Origin of the sequence: Erwinia sp. S38 (assembly GCF_016624545.1) — a bacterium.
Lineage (GTDB): Bacteria > Pseudomonadota > Gammaproteobacteria > Enterobacterales > Enterobacteriaceae > Erwinia > Erwinia coffeiphila.
Genome location: NZ_JACVTS010000001.1, coordinates 69661 through 84779 on the forward strand (window position 1 = coordinate 69661; position 15119 = coordinate 84779).

At 59.3% G+C, this 15119-nt stretch carries 14 protein-coding genes; 5 read left to right on the forward strand and 9 right to left on the reverse strand.

All coding sequences use genetic code 11. The annotated features are described in order from the left end of the window. Positions 1-27: 27 nt before the first annotated feature. Positions 28-1050: a LacI family DNA-binding transcriptional regulator gene (locus IBT46_RS00315; RefSeq protein WP_105592276.1), complete on the reverse strand. Its 1023-nt coding sequence runs from the start codon at positions 1048-1050 to the stop codon at positions 28-30. Positions 1051-1397: 347 nt separating this feature from the next. On the opposite strand from IBT46_RS00315, the gene IBT46_RS00320 reads away from it, so the two are divergent. Next, complete coding sequence (locus IBT46_RS00320) at positions 1398-2351, forward strand: substrate-binding domain-containing protein (RefSeq protein ID WP_200543050.1); 954 nt, start codon at positions 1398-1400, stop codon at positions 2349-2351. A gap of 3 nt (positions 2352-2354) precedes the next feature. On the opposite strand, the gene IBT46_RS00325 is transcribed toward IBT46_RS00320, so the two are convergent. After that, complete coding sequence (locus IBT46_RS00325) at positions 2355-3224, reverse strand: ribokinase (protein ID WP_200543051.1); 870 nt, start codon at positions 3222-3224, stop codon at positions 2355-2357. 27 nt (positions 3225-3251) lie between these two features. On the opposite strand from IBT46_RS00325, the gene IBT46_RS00330 reads away from it, so the two are divergent. From IBT46_RS00330 to IBT46_RS00345, 4 genes are all read left to right on the forward strand, one after another. Continuing rightward, the gene (locus IBT46_RS00330) at positions 3252-4097 is read left to right on the forward strand and encodes a BtpA/SgcQ family protein (RefSeq protein WP_200543052.1); all 846 of its coding nucleotides are present in this window, start codon (positions 3252-3254) and stop codon (positions 4095-4097) included. Further along, a complete protein-coding gene (locus IBT46_RS00335) occupies positions 4097-4741 on the forward strand; it encodes a TenA family protein (protein WP_200543053.1) in 645 nt (214 codons plus the stop codon). The genes IBT46_RS00330 and IBT46_RS00335 overlap by 1 nt, the downstream gene beginning before the upstream one ends. 450 nt (positions 4742-5191) lie before the next feature. Then, the gene (gene hisC / locus IBT46_RS00340; protein ID WP_200543054.1) at positions 5192-6319 is read left to right on the forward strand and encodes a histidinol-phosphate transaminase; all 1128 of its coding nucleotides are present in this window, start codon (positions 5192-5194) and stop codon (positions 6317-6319) included. After that, a complete protein-coding gene (locus IBT46_RS00345) occupies positions 6300-7442 on the forward strand; it encodes an alpha-hydroxy acid oxidase (RefSeq protein WP_200543055.1) in 1143 nt (380 codons plus the stop codon). Before hisC ends, IBT46_RS00345 begins: the two co-directional genes overlap by 20 nt. Here IBT46_RS00345 and IBT46_RS00350 read toward each other — a convergent pair. From IBT46_RS00350 to IBT46_RS00380, 7 genes are read right to left on the reverse strand one after another with little or no spacing between them, the layout of a single operon-like run. Beyond that, positions 7439-8197: an SDR family NAD(P)-dependent oxidoreductase gene (locus tag IBT46_RS00350; protein WP_200543056.1), complete on the reverse strand. Its 759-nt coding sequence runs from the start codon at positions 8195-8197 to the stop codon at positions 7439-7441. The two genes, IBT46_RS00345 and IBT46_RS00350, sit on opposite strands and share 4 nt — an antisense overlap. Then, the gene (locus tag IBT46_RS00355; protein WP_200543057.1) at positions 8194-9159 is read right to left on the reverse strand and encodes a zinc-binding dehydrogenase; all 966 of its coding nucleotides are present in this window, start codon (positions 9157-9159) and stop codon (positions 8194-8196) included. Before IBT46_RS00355 ends, IBT46_RS00350 begins: the two co-directional genes overlap by 4 nt. A gap of 3 nt (positions 9160-9162) precedes the next feature. Continuing rightward, positions 9163-10455 carry a hypothetical protein gene (locus IBT46_RS00360; RefSeq protein ID WP_200543058.1) on the reverse strand — a complete coding sequence of 431 codons (1293 nt, stop codon included), beginning with the start codon at positions 10453-10455 and terminating at the stop codon, positions 9163-9165. Then, positions 10448-11776: a histidinol dehydrogenase gene (hisD, locus tag IBT46_RS00365; protein ID WP_105592266.1), complete on the reverse strand. Its 1329-nt coding sequence runs from the start codon at positions 11774-11776 to the stop codon at positions 10448-10450. The genes IBT46_RS00360 and hisD overlap by 8 nt, the downstream gene beginning before the upstream one ends. 17 nt (positions 11777-11793) lie before the next feature. Next, the gene (locus tag IBT46_RS00370) at positions 11794-12552 is read right to left on the reverse strand and encodes an ABC transporter ATP-binding protein (RefSeq protein ID WP_105592265.1); all 759 of its coding nucleotides are present in this window, start codon (positions 12550-12552) and stop codon (positions 11794-11796) included. After that, complete coding sequence (locus IBT46_RS00375; protein ID WP_200543059.1) at positions 12552-13397, reverse strand: ABC transporter permease; 846 nt, start codon at positions 13395-13397, stop codon at positions 12552-12554. Before IBT46_RS00375 ends, IBT46_RS00370 begins: the two co-directional genes overlap by 1 nt. 56 nt (positions 13398-13453) lie before the next feature. Next, positions 13454-14440, reverse strand: coding sequence for an ABC transporter substrate-binding protein (locus IBT46_RS00380; protein ID WP_200543060.1), 987 nt, complete (start codon positions 14438-14440; stop codon positions 13454-13456). Between the last annotated feature and the right edge of the window lie 679 nt (positions 14441-15119).

The window sequence follows — 15119 nt, forward strand, 5'->3', positions numbered from 1 at the left end:
GCGCTTTTGCGCCATTTTGGGACGCGCTTAACAAATCCTGATGGAATCGCGGCCAATCCATTCCACCGGCAGGCGGGTTTCAGAGGGGATGTCTTTTTCGTTATTCAGCAGGCGCAGCATGATGCTGACGGCGGTGCGGCCCAGCTCCCGCGCGGGCTGGCGGATAGTGGAAATACGCGGCTGGGTGAAGTCGGCATAGTTGGCATCGTCGAAGCCGACGAGGGAAAGCGCGGCCGGTGCCTGCAGTCCGCTGGCGCGCAGGCCGTCCAGCAGGCCCAGCACCAGATAGTCACTGGCTGCAAAGACGGCGGTCGGGCGCACGGGCTGGCTGAACAGGTGCTTCAAGGCCCGCTGACCAAACTCGCGCTGGTAGTCGCCGTACATCACCCATTCCGGCGGCCAGCTCAGCCCGGCCTGCTCCATGGCGGTGCAAAAGCCCTGATAGCGTTCGCGCACGCTCATCAGCTCATCCGGCCCGCCGACGAACGCGATATGACGATGCCCGGCGGCAATCAGTTTCTCCGTGGCGATGCGCCCGCCCTGCACGTTATCGGCAAACACTTTCGGCACTTTGCTGCCCGGAATATCCTCATCCAGTAGCACGATGCGCTGGTGGCGCTGGATCTCTTTGCGCAGCAGGCCGTTATCCGGGCGGTTAGTGGTGAACAGCAGACCGTCGACCTGGCAGGTATCCAGCCAGCGGATAAACTGGCACTCTTTGTCCGGGTTATTGCGGGTGATGCACAGCACCAGGCTGTAGCCATTGGCGGAAGCGGCCTCTTCGGCGGCGTCGGCCAGTTCGGCAAAGAAGGGGTTGGTGATGTCGGGCAGCACCAGGCCGAGGGTTTCGCTGCCGCCTTTGCTTAGGCGGCGCGCCAGGCTGTTGCCGCGATAGTCCAGCTCACGAATGGCGCTTTCAATGCGGTCAATCGTCTCCTGCGGCAGCACGATATTGTGATTCATATAGCGCGACACGGTCGCCTTTGACAGCCCCGCCTGCTTTGCCACATCGGATAACAATACGCGTTTTAGACTCATTTTCTGCGCCATTTCTGCCTGAGTGGGGCTATCTGTAACACAGTTACGCGCGCCCGATACAGCATTTTCTCCGGTGAACAAATTGTTAAATAAATGCTTGACAAAAATTGAGCAGCGGAGAATTGTATAAGCAGTTTACCGCATCATCCGGGAAGTCATTCCCAAACCCGCTTGAAACATTCCAGTCGCGCACCGCAACGGACCGGTTGCCGGAATGGGAGAAAGCAGGTCTTAGCTGAACGGCTTCTGGCCGCTTTAGCCTTACATCAGATATTTGCCCGCCAAAAAAATAATCCTTCTGCGTTTGCCCTGCGGCGCGGAAACCTGCTGGCTATGATCTCTTCCCGACGAGGAAACTGATGATGTTATTAAACACCGGAAAACTGCGTTTTATTGCTCTGGCCACCGCTCTGATTGCCTCGGGCAGTCTTATTTCTGTTGCCAGTGCTGCCACCCCCGACTATGCGCTGATTCAAATCAATCAGCAGGCACTGTTCTTTAATCAGATGAATAAAGGCGCGCAGGAAGCGGCAAAATCCAGCGGCAAGGATGTGGTGATTTTCAACTCTAACGATAATCCGGTGGCGCAGAATGACGCCATTGAAAACTATATTCAGCAGGGCGTGAAGGGAATTATGGTCGCTGCCATCGACGTTAACGGCATTATGCCGGCGGTGAAAGAAGCGGCGAAAGCCAATATACCGGTTATCGCTATCGATGCGGTATTACCGGCCGGTCCTCAGGCCGCTCAGGTCGGCGTGGATAATATCGAAGGCGGTAAAATCATTGGTAAATACTTTGTTGATTACGTGCAGAAAGAGATGGGCGGCCAGGCTCGCGTAGGCATTGTCGGCGCACTGAACTCGGCGATCCAGAACCAGCGGCAGAAGGGCTTTGAAGAGACGCTGAAAACCAATCCAAAGATTACCATCGCCAACGTGGTTGACGGCCAGAACGTGCAGGATAAAGCGATGACCGCGGCGGAAAACCTGATCACCGGTAACCCGGACCTGACGGCAATCTACGCCACCGGCGAACCGGCGCTGCTGGGGGCTATCGCGGCGGTAGAGAACCAGGGGCGGCAGAAGGATATTAAAGTCTTCGGCTGGGATCTGACGGCGAAGGCGATTACCGGCATTGACGGTGGCTACGTCACCGCCGTGCTGCAGCAGGACCCGAAACAGATGGGCGTGGAAGCGCTGAACGCGCTGAATGCGATTACCTCCGGTAAAACCGTGTCGAAAACCATTCTGGTTCCGGCCACGGTAGTGACCAAAGCGAACGTAGACGGTTACCGTTCGCTGTTTAAATAAGGCCTACTCGCCGCTCGTGCTTAACAGGGCGGCGAGTTCCTGCTCGCCGGGAAACGCGCTAAAGGTTCCCCGGCGGCCGACGGTGATGGCGGCGGCACGGCTGGCGTGAGTCAGCGCTAACGTATCCGGCGCAACGCCGCGCAGCAGAGCAGATGCCAGCATCACGGCAAGGAAGGTGTCACCCGCACCGGTGGTATCCACGGCTTCAGCGGCCACCGCCGGGCAGAACCGGCGCTGGCCTTCACTGACCAGCCAGGCACCGGCAGCGCCCTGGGTAATCACTAAGGTGGTAACGCCATGGGGCTGAAGTTCTGCGGCTTCCGACTCATTAACCACCGCGATATCTATCAGCGGCCAGAGATGAGCGAAGTCGGGGTTAACCGGTGAAGGGTTAAATACCGTGGTCATGCCGCGCGCTTTGGCCAGTTGAAACAGCGCGCGGGTCTTTTCCACGGAGAAGTTGCCCTGCTGCAGCAGAATATCGCCGGCAGCGGCATCCGCCAGGTGGGGAATAATCTCTTCCAGGCTAAAAGCATCCGCGCTTTCGGTGCTGGTAATAATGGCATTATCGCCATCGGCGCTATTTAAAATTATTGAGGTATCGCTATTTTGGTTGAAATACGCATTCGGTAACAGGCTAAGTGGTTCATTTATTAATTGCTGACGGATCCACACGCCGTTGCTGTCATTTCCCGTGGCGGCAATTAATCGTGTTTCTATTCCGCAGCGGGATAATATAATCGCCTGATTCGCGCCTTTGCCGCCAATATCCTGCGAAACTTTAATACCATGAACCGATGAGCCCTTTTGCGGAATATCCGCAATGGACCAGGTTTCATCGACGGTAATATTACCGGTGACATAAACACGCATAGTGTTTCCTTAAACAGGATGGAAAAGATGGTTGCTATCTCAGCAGAAAAAACGAATGCAATACAAGCTATTTTTTCACGTAAAAAAGCGGTGATGGGTGTTATTCACTGCGACCCGTTCCCCGGTACGCCAAAATATCGTGGTAAATCAGTTAAGGATATTATTGAGCGTGCGCTTCGTGATGCTGAAAATTATATCGCGGGCGGCGTTCACGGCCTGATTGTGGAAAACCACGGCGATATTCCATTTTCTAAACCTGAAGATATTGGCCACGAAACGTCGGCACTGATGGCGGTGATTACCGAGAAAGTGCGCGAGCGTTTTGGCGTGCCGCTGGGAATTAACGTGCTGGCTAACGCCGCTATTCCGGCCATGGCCACTGCGCTGGCGGGCGGCGCTGACTTTATTCGCGTCAACCAGTGGGCCAATGCCTATATTGCCAACGAAGGCTTTATTGAAGGGGCGGCGGCGAAGGCGCTGCGCTATCGCAGCCAGCTGCGCGCCGAACATATTCGCATCTTTGCCGACAGCCACGTTAAACACGGCAGCCACGCCATCGTTGCCGACCGTTCAATCCAGGAACTGACCCGCGACGTCGATTTCTTCGAGGCCGATGCGGTCATCGCCACCGGCCAGCGTACCGGCGACAGCGCGACAATGGAGGAAATTGACGAGATCCGTGCCGCTACCGAGCTGCCGCTGCTGGTCGGTTCCGGCGTCACGCCCGCTAACGTCTGCCAGATCCTCGGCCGCACCCAGGGCGTGATTGTTGCCAGTACGATGAAGGTGGACGGCGTGTGGTGGAACGACGTTGAGCTGGCGCGCGTTAAACACTTTATGTCCGTTGCCCAGGCTGCGCTGGAGGAAGCGTAATGGAAGCGTTCAGCGAAAGGCTGCTGCGCGAACACCAGGATGCCTGGCGGGCGATGCAGCAGCACCGTTTTGTGCTGGATATTGAACACGATCGCCTGCCGGAATCGGTGTTCAACCGCTATCTGGTGTTTGAAGGTAACTTCGTGGCAACGGCGATCGCGATATTTGCCCTTGGCGTCAGTCAGGCACCGGATATCCGCCAGCAGCGCTGGCTGATCGGCGTGCTGAACGCGCTGGTCGATACGCAAATCGCCTGGTTCGAACGGGTGCTGGCGGAGCGCCGGGTCGATCCCGCCGACTACCCGGACGACCTGCCCGGCGTGCGGCGCTTCCGCGACGGCATGCTGCATACCGCGCAGCAGGGCAGCTACGCGCAGATTATCACCCTGATGTTCGGTGCCGAGTGGATGTACTACCACTGGTGCCGTCGGGTGAGTGAGCGGAGCCAGCAGGATGCCGATGTGCGGCGCTGGGTGGAGATGCATGCGGAAGAGGAGTTCTATCAGCAGGCCTGCTGGCTGAAAGAAGAGCTGGACCGCTGCGCCCACGGGCTGAGCGAAGCGGAAAAACAGGCACTGTCGGCGCTGTACGGCGACGTTCTGCAGTGGGAAATTGATTTCCATACTGCGGCCTACGTCGATTAATTACGGGCTTACGCCTGGCTAAGAGGCGGCTCGCCATGAGCCGCTTTCTTACATGCCTGCCGATTAATGCCATCGCGCGGATACACACTACACCGTTGGGAAGCACTACTCATTCGATAATCTCTGCCCTGAAGGGAACCCGAGTTGATTCGATAAATGTTCTTCCAGGGGATCGTCGGCGCACCATCATCCATCGCCATGCACTGAAACGGTGCCGTTTTCGCTGGCGCTTCTCGTTCTGACTTTGCTGCTCTTTCCCCCCAGTACCCGCGCCGCCTGCCGCCACGTTTTTTGCGCATCTGGCATATGAATTGCAATTGTATATACAAGATTATACATCTACACTTTTCTGATAAATTAATCTCACAAAATGCTGTCGCGGCAGTGACCTGAACCGTGGCTTCCGGACGGCGGCAACGATCGATATTCCATTAACGGAGCGGAGTTCAGATGTCTCAGATTCAAATAGAAAAGCTGGCAAGAAAAGAAGCCCTGCAGCTGGGGGTGTATAACGCCGGGATGTCGGACGATGTGGTGCGTGAAACCTGGCAGGTCGACCATATTACCCGCCTGGGCAGCAACGAGAATCCGCTTGGGGCCAGCCCGCTGGTGGCGGCGGCGCTGCGAGCCGATCTGGGTCATACCGGCATCTACTCTGACTCCGCCAGCCTGAAACTGCGCCATGCGCTGGCGGAACTGACCTCGGTGGAGGCCGAACGCATTGTGATTGGCAACGGTTCGGAGGAGCTGCTGAAGCTGCTCTGCCTGGCCTTTATCAATCCCGGCGAGCGGGTGGTGACGCTGGAGCCGTCCTTCGGGCTGCATCAGATCTATCCGCAGATGATGGGCGCACAGGTTGAACTGGTGCCGGTGAATCAGCAGATGGAATTCGATCTGCCCGCCTGGCAGCAGGCACTGAGTCAGCCGACCAAAATGCTGATCCTCAGTAACCCTTCTAACCCGGTGGGCTGCATGCTGGGCCGCGAGGATTTCACCCGGCTGATTGAACAGGCACCGCAGGACTGCATTCTGGTGATTGATGAAGCCTACTACGAATACTGCCATCATCTGAGCGACTACCCGGACAGCCTCAGCGTGCTGGCAGCCCAGCCGCGCCCGTGGATTGTGCTGCGCACCTTCTCAAAGGCGTGGGGGCTGGCGGGGCTGCGAGTGGGTTACGGTATTGCCAGTGACGAAGCGCTGGCCGGGGTGATCAACCGCGTGCGGACGCCGTTTAATATCAACCGTTCGGCGCAGGCGGCAGCTCTGGCCGCATTGCAGGACCCGGCCCACGTTGCGGCCAGCGTGGCGCTGATCGCCGAACAGCGGGAATTGATGCGTCAGCAGCTGATTGAGCTGGGCTATCAGGTTGCCCCTTCCGTGGCTAACTTCCTGTTCTTCCGCGCGGGCGGAGACAGCCGCGATCTGGCAAAAAAACTGCTCGAACACGGGATCATCGTGAAGCCGTGGCGTGAAGCTGGTTATACTGACTGGGTGCGGGTTTCCGTCGGTAGCCCGGAAGATAACCTAATTTTTATCAATGCGTTAAGGGGTATGTATGCTACTCAATGCGGCTGACCTGCGCCGTGAAGCCCGGCGCAGGTTGCCCGCCTTCGCCTTTAGCTATGTGGACGGCGGAGCGGAAGACGAAACCACGCTGCAACACAACCAGGATGTATTCCGCCGCTGGATGTTCGCCCCGGCGGTGCTCCAGGATGCGTCCAGCCGCGACACCGGCACGAATGTGGGGCAAACCCGGCTGGCAGCACCGCTGCTGGTCGCGCCGACCGGCTATAACGGCATGCTGCGCCATCAGGCCGACCAGATGATCGCCCGCGCGGCTGCCGGGCAGGGGATTGGCTACATTCAGAGTACGGTGTCGACCGCCTCCATGGAGGAAATCGCCGCGGCGTCCAGCGGCGATCGCTGGTTCCAGCTTTACGTGCTGAAAGATCGTAATGTCACCCGCAATCTGCTGGAGCGCGCGCGGCAGGCGGGCTGTACGGCGCTGGTGGTTTCGGTGGACGCGGTGCATTTCGGCAACCGCGAGCGCGACAAGCGCCACTACCGGCGGCCAATGAAGCTCTCCCACGCGGCGATGGCAAATATTGCTACCCATCCAGGCTGGGTGATGCGCACGCTGATGCCACAGGGGATGCCGGGCTTTGGTAATCTTAAACCCTATATCCCGGCAGAATATCAGCGCGGGGCGGGCGGGGCGGCCTACTTTGCCAGCCAGATGGACCCGGCACTGAGCTGGGAGACCCTCGCCTGGGTTCGTGAAATCTGGCAGGGGCCGCTGTATATCAAGGGAATTATGACGGTTGACGACGCGCTGGCGGCGCAGAGGCTGGGGGCGGAGGGTATTGTGCTGTCGAACCACGGTGGCCGACAGCTGGACGGTACGCACAGTCCGATGCTGGTGCTGCCTGCGGTACGGGCGGCGGTGGGGCCGGACTTCAGCGTGCTGATCGACAGCGGCTTCCGGCGCGGAACCGACGTGGTCAAAGCGCTGGCGCTGGGGGCCGATGCGGTGCTGCTTGGCCGACCGCTGCTGTACGCCGTTGCCGCCGGTGGAGAAGCGCTGGTGGCCAGTACTATCGGTACGATGAAGCAGGAAATCGACCGAACGCTGGCGCAGCTGGGCTGCCGTTCGGTCAAAGAGCTACATGCCGGACTGCTACACCGCGTCGGAGCTTAAATCGCTGCCAGATAGCCGCCGTCCACGTAGAGGATCTGCCCGGTGATATAGCGGGCAGCCGGGGAGCAGAGGAACACGACCGCCCCGGCAAGATCCTCCAGCTCGCCGAAGCGGCCCAGCGGAATTTTTGCCTGCATGCTTTCCACCCAGGCCGCATCCTGATAAAAGGCCTGGGTCATCTCCGTTTCAAAATACCCTGGCGCAATGCCATTCACCCGGATACCCAGCGGTGCCCACTCGGTGCTTAATGCCCGGGTCATGCCGGTCAGCCCCGATTTAGAGCTGCCGTAGGCGGTAGCACCCGGCACGCCGACCGCGCTGGTCAGCGAGCAGAGGTTAATAATGGTTCCGCCTTCTCGCCGGGTCATACTGCGTGCCGCCGCCTGCGCGCAGAAAAAAGCGCCCTTCAGGTTGGTGGCAATAATGGTGTCCCACAGCGCTTCGTCGGCATCCAGTGACGGGCAGATCTGCTCGGTCCCGGCGTTGTTAATCAGGATGTCGATATCACCCATCTCCGCCAGACAGCGCTGGATATCGGCGGTGCGGGTCACATCCAGCACATGGCCCTCAGCGATAAAGCCCTGCGCCTGAAGTTCCGCCACGGCCCGATCCACCGTATCCGATGACCGCCCGGTGACGATCACGCTTGCCCCGGCCTGCGCCAGCGCGGTGGCCAGCGCCAGGCCGATCCCGCGCGTCGCCCCGGTGACCAGCGCCCGCCTGCCGCTCAGGGAAAAGCTGTTCATCACATTCATGGTATGACCACCGTCTTCAGATAGGAGGATTTGCCCTGGATCAGCATCTCGTAGGCCTGCGGCACGTCGTCCAGCGACACCGGCGGGCCGATCAGCGTGCGCAGCCCGTCGGCCAGATCGGCCATCAGTTCCAGCGCGGCCTGCTGCTCGCTCTGAAACACGCTACAGCCGGTCAGGGAGATTTCCCGTTCAACCAGCTGATTGAAGTCCAGCTCGCCGTCGTGGTGAAAAATCCCCACCAGCGCCACACGCCCGCCGGAGGTGATGCCGCCGACCAGCTGCTGCAGCACGCTGCCGATCCCGGTGGCTTCCACGGCGAAGTCATAGTCGCCGTCTTCGGCCAGCGGGATCAGGGCGGCGATTCGCCCCCGGCGCGCCGCGTTCGGTTCGCTCAACTGCACCCGGCACCGGCGCGTATGGTGCAGCAGCAGCGCCACCAGGCCGCCAATGGTGCCGCCTCCGGCGACGCGGACCCGGCTGCCCGGCGGCGGATTCAGCTGATTAACCACCCGCAGCGCCACGCCCAGCGGTTCGCTGAGTACGGCGATATCATCCGCCACCTCGTCCGGCACCCGCAGCAGGCTGCTCACGGGCAGCACCACCTGCTCGGCGAAACCGCCGTCGCACACCTCACCGACAAAGCCCAGCGAGGTGCAAAGGTTGTGTGCGCCGCGCAGGCAGGCGGGGCAGGTGCCGCACCAGACGCGGGAATCGGCCACCACGCGGGTTCCTGGAGCGAAGCCTGCCGTGTCGCCCGCCGCTTCGGTGACCACGCCAAACAGCTCGTGGCCGGGCGTGACCGGCAGGGCGGCCATCCATTTCCCGGTGCGATAGTTGTGGATGTCGGAACCGCAGATCCCGGCGGCCCGCACCTGAATGCGCACCTGACCCGCCGCCAGCACCACCGGTGATTTTTCTTCCACCCGCAGATCGCCAACGCCGTAAAGCTGTACCGCTTTCATCGCTTATGCCTCCGTCAGCAGGTCGTCCAGCCAGCGGGAGAAGTCATCATCGCCGCCGCTGCCCAGCATTACGGCCATCGCCAGGCCAATCGTTGAACTGACCGGATTATGCTGGCTGGCCGACCCGGCTCGCAGGCTCATCACCAGCGTCGGGCAGCAGAACAGCGCCAGGCGCATAATTTGCTGCCAGTTCGCGGGCAGCCAGCCTTTGGCTTTCAGCGCGGCCAGCAACGGCTTCCAGTACAGCTCGCCTTTACTATCAAGGAACGCCTGGCGCAGCGGCGTCAGCTGCCAGTCGTGCTCCACCTCCAGCGTATCGCCATCGCGACGGACGCTGACCCGGTAGATTTCCGCCGCCTGCGCCGGTTCATACAGCCAGCATGGATGGGCAAAAATGTTGTGGAAGGTGGCTTTGATCTCGGCCAGCAGCGCCGGAATATGGCTACCGGCAAAAGCCGGATCGAAGCTGACCAGCTGCGGCACGCCGTCCTGGGAATCAAACCAGACGTTGGCATTGTGCGCGTCGCCGTGCGCCACCACCACGCCGTGATGGGCCAGCGCGGCGGGCGCAAGGATCTGCCCGGCGTCCAGGAACAGCTGGCGCAGCGTGTGCTGATAGGTCACGCCGTTAATGCGCCACCGCAGGTTGCTCAGGCTCTGCCACGGCAGCGTAAGCTCACCGAGGGTGAAGTCCTGATTGACGTAGAAGCCGTCAACCCGTCCGCCCAGCCCGGCGGTGTGGCCCGGCGAAACCAGACGATTCCAGAACAGCTGGTGGATAGACTCGGCCTCCACCTGGCTGACCTGCGCCTGTTGCAGCGTCGGCAGCGTATGCGCGAGGATTTCCTCATCGGCGCGGCGCTGGGCATCGACCACCGGGGCCATGCCCTGCCAGTCGGCATTCGCTTCAATCTCGCGGCAGACGTCGGCCAGCCGCTTTTCATCGCGCAGGGCATACAGCAGGATCTGACGCCCCGGCTCGCCGCAGGCATAGATCGGCACATCCACGCGGAAGCCGTGCTCGCGCAGCAGCTCGGCGCGGTAGTACTCCTCAATGGTGTGCTCTTCGCCTTCTTCGTGGTGATACTTAAAGAACAGCGTGCGGCCATCGGCCAGCGTCACGCGGCCATTGAGCGAGTTCAGGCTGTACTGATCGCGGTTGATGTTCAGGCCTGTCGCCTGCACGCCGGTGACTTCGGTAATCAGCTGGCTGAGCTTCTCGCTGGCCTGCTGCCAGTCACCCTGCTGCGTCAGGCGGCGTGCCTCCGCCGCTAACGGCGCGAGCGGCTCAGTCATGGTTTTCTCCTTTCAGCAGGCGATCGCGCAGCTCGGAGACGGCCAGCGCATGGCCCGGGAAGCCCTCGTACTCGGCAAAACGTTTGGCTTTGGTCGCCAGCTGCTGATAGCCCGCGCGGGTAACGTAGCCCACCGAGATCCGCTTCATATAATCGAACACCGACAGCGGCCCGGCGGTTTTGGCGGCGCTGTTGGTCGGCAGGACGGCATTTGGCCCCAGCACGAAGTTACCCAGGGTGATCGGCGTGTGTTCGCCCAGCAGGATCTCCCCGGCGTTACGGATTTGCGTCATCACCGCCATCGGTTCCTCTGCCAGAATTTCCAGATGCTCGGGTGCATACTGATTGACGAACTCCACGGCGGTGGCGAAATCTTTGGTCAGCACCACGCCGCCGTGGGTGCCGCCCAGCACGCTGCGCGAGAACCCGGCGCGTTTTTCACCGATGGTGTCCCAGTAGCCCGGCAGCGCGGCAATCGCTTCTTCCGCCACGCGGCGGCTGGAGGTGACCAGATACGCCGAGGAGTCCGGGCCGTGCTCGGATTCGATCAGCAGGTCCAGCGCCGCCAGCGCACCGTTGACGGAGTCGTCGGCGAGGATCAGGCTTTCGCTCGGGCCAGCCGGAATACCCGGGTCGATCAGATTAGACAGCTGGCGTTTGGCGGCCACCACCCACGGGCTGCCCGGGCCGACGATTTTCAGGCATTTCGGCACCGACTGCGTGCCGTAAGCCACCGCCGCCACGCCCTGCGCGCCGCCGCATTTATACACTTCCTTGATGCCAACCAGTCGCGCGGCGATCAGCGTGGCATCATCCACGCGGCCATCGGGGCCTGGCGGGGTGATCACCACCGGGCGCGGTACTCCGGCCACCACGGCAGGCACGGTGGTCATAATCAGTACGCTGGGGAACGAGCCTTTGCCGCGCGGCACGTAGCAGGCCACCGCATCGATCGGCACGTGGCGGTCGCCAGCGAATGCGCCCGGGCGCATCTCTTTCCACCACATCTCTTCAGGCTTTTGCGCTTCGTGGAAGGCTCGCACGTTCTCTACCGAGAAGCGAATCGCCTCGATCACTTCGGCATCAACGCGCGCAAAGGCTTCTTCGAACTCATGTTCTTCGGCACGCACCGAGAAGCTTTCCGGCTGCACGCCGTCAAACTCACGGGCGAAACGGATCAGCGCGCTGTCGCCTTCCTCCTTCACCGCCGCAATAATCGGCTTCACCTTCTCAACGAAAAATGACAGGTCGGATTCAGTGCGTTTGAAAAGGTCAGCGGGTAATTCAGTTGAAGCCGACAGGTCGTGGAATGTCACAGACATAGTGTTACCTTTTTCAGTTAGCCAATCGCGTGTTGTTGAATGCGGCTCAGCACGTCGTGCTGTAGCTCGATAAATTCCGGGGTGCGGTTAATGCTTTCATGGCGCGGGCGCGGCAGGTTGACGTCGAAAGTGGAATCGATATGCCCCTGTCCCATCACCACGATACGGTCGGAAAGCCAGACCGCTTCCTCGATGTCGTGGGTCACAAACATCACCGTCAGGCGATGCTTTTCCCAAATCTCCACCAGCAGCTGCTGCATCTGATGGCGGGTCATGGCATCCAGCGCGCCAAACGGTTCGTCCATCAGCAAAATTTTCGGCCGGTACGATAGCGCCCGGGCAATCGCCACGCGCTGCTTCATACCGCCGGAAAGCTCACCCGGCCAGCGATCGGCCGCGTTGCCGAGCTTAACCAGCTCCAGATGCTGCTGGGCGATATCACGGCATTCACTGGCCGGGGTGCCCGCCGCCTTGAGGGCAAACTCGATATTGCCGCGCGCGGTCAGCCACGGCAGCAGGGTGTAAGACTGAAACACCACGCCGCGATCCAGCCCCGGGCCTTCAATCGGCACGCCGTCGACCAGCACATCGCCGCCGTCAAAATCCTCCAGCCCGGCGGCAATCGACAGCAGGGTGCTTTTACCGCAGCCGGAGGTACCGACGATCGACACGAACTCATTGTCGTTCAGCGTCAGGTCAATGCCGTGCAGCACGCGGCGGTAGCTTTTGCCGAGGGGAAAACTTTTTTCCAGCTTGTTTAGCGTTAGCGTCGCCATCAGGAACGTCTCCGGTTATAGCGGAACAGCACGCGCTCCAGGGCACGCATAATCTGGTCGGTGATCAGGCCCAGCAGGCCGAGCAGCAGGATGTAACCGATAATGGTGTCGGTCTGGAAATAGCGCTGGGACACCACGATGCGGTAGCCAAGGCCCGAGGTGGAGGCCACCAGTTCGGCCAGCACCAGCCACGTCCAGGCCCAGCCGATGCTGATGCGCAGGGCATCCCAGATAGCAGGCAGGGCGGAGGGGATCACGATGCGCAGCAGGATCTTACGGTCCGACATGCCCAGCGTACGGCCCAGGCCGATGAAGTCGGGCGGCACGCGCTTCACGGCGTCGATCATCATCAGCACCTGCTGGAAGAAAGTGCCAATCCAGATCACCAGGAACTTCTGAAAATCGTCGGTGCCGGTCCACAGGATGGTCAGCGGCACAAAGGCCACCACCGGCATATAGCGCACGAAATCGACCAGCGGTTCAACGATAGCCTTCGCCAGGCCATAGCAGCCCGCCAGTACGCCGATGACAATGGCCATCACCGATGAGATCGCAAAGGCGACAATAATGCGGTACAGGCTGCTCTCGATATCACTCTGTAACGTGCCGTCTGCTGCCAGCGCGACCATCCGCTGCCAGACGCGCTCAATTCCCGGTAAGAAAATCGGTTTAATGGCACCCATCGAGGTCGCCAGCCACCAGACAAAAATCAACAGGGCAAACACGCCGATGGAGATGCTCAGGAACTGCGAGCGCGAAGGCGTTTTCCCGATAGTGAGCAGGTTGCTGCGTCTGCGGCGCTTTTTTGATTGCTGAGGTGTTTTTTGCTGCTCAACCACACTCATATTTCCTCCTGACATCTTTCCTCCCGCCTTCAGGCGACGGGAAGAAAGAGGGATGGCTACTGGTTATTAACGAAGCTGGCATCAATAGTCTGCTGCGGGGTCACCGGCTGGCTGACAATGCCGGCATCGGTCGCCGCTTTAAGCAGGTGAGGGAAGGTTTTTTCGCTAAAGTCGTGAGATAACAGTTTTTTATTATCCGCCAGAGAGAAGTATTTCACGCCGTCGAAGGCGGTATGCAGATCCTCCGGAGTCGCGCCGACCGCTTTGGAAATAATGGCGCGAGCCTCGGTGGTATGGGCGTTGTAGTAATCCAGTGAGCTGTTCCAGGTTTTGATCAGCGCACTAATCGCTTCCGGATGTTTTTTAATAAAATCATCGTGAACCACCAGCACATCACTGATCAGGCCGGGATCGGACGAGCCGCTGTAGAGCATTTTCAGGGTGGGATCGCCCTTCATTGCTACGGTGAGATAAGGCTCATAGGTCACGGCGACCGGGACGCGTCCGGCGATAATGCTGCTGCCTGCTGAAGCCGCTGGCATGGGCACCGGTTTAATATCGGAGAATTTCAGCCCGGCAGAGGCCAGCGCGCTGCGCAGCAGAATATCGCTGGTGGTGCCCTCTTCGTAGGCCACCTGCTTACCCTTCAGATCCTGCAGCGTGGCGATATCTTTGGTCACCAGCATCGCATCGGCGGTATTACTCTGGTCCAGCACCATCACGATTTTGATCGGCAGACCGGCGGAGATCATCCCGATAGCGGTATGGGTGGCGATATTTGCGGCATCGATCTGTCCGCTGGCCAGCGCGGCGTTGATATCTTTGTCTTCGGCAAAGTTAATCACGTCGACTTTCTTCAGGCCCTGTTTTTCAAACAGCTTCTGATCCGCCGCAACATGCCACTGACCGTAGCCCAACCAGGGTTCAACGCCCATTTTGACGATGTCCGCTTCGGCGGCAAAAGCCGGCGCGGCCAGAGAGGAGAGCATCCCGGCACAGCACAGCGCGGCCAGCGAACGTTTCAATACACGGAGAGAATGCATAGCGGTTCCTTCTGTATTTCGTTAGGGATTTAGCTGGTGATTGTCCAGCCATGTATATACAAGCATATGCAAGAGCAATGCCAGACAATAACTGCCTGTAAACGGGCGTTTAATTAATATTTTCGCACTTTGTTGGTGCATATTACCGGCGCAGTGCACCATGGAAAGGCGGTTCATCGGATTTTATTCAAATAGAAAATATTTAATCAGGCAAAGGAAATAGCTGGAATTGTCTACCTGACTCACAATAAAGCGTAATCGGTGAAAATTACACAAAAGAGTCACCGGTATCATTGAGTATTTTTAGTTTTTTATCAATAAATTTATGGGGTTATGCATTGCTGGTGGGAGGGGTAATGCCATTGTGAATCGGAGTGGTCCGTCCATTGATTATGTTGTCAATTATCCTTTATGGCCGCTTAATGCTATTAACCTGGCGTATTAAACGCGATCAATCTCTTTTTAATTAGGCATTACCGATAATATTCACTTTTCCCGTTGTAAATTACAGTATTAAGCCCAGTGTGAGAAAACCGTATAAATATCAACAGCGACGGGCGGAAATAGCGTTGTAGCGATGACGTGCAGTAAAGATGGGTAGTTACAGGAGCATTGAACGACGTCCGATCCGTATTAAATGCCAGTACGGAGCGACAGAAAAGGAGCAGCAGTGGCAGGA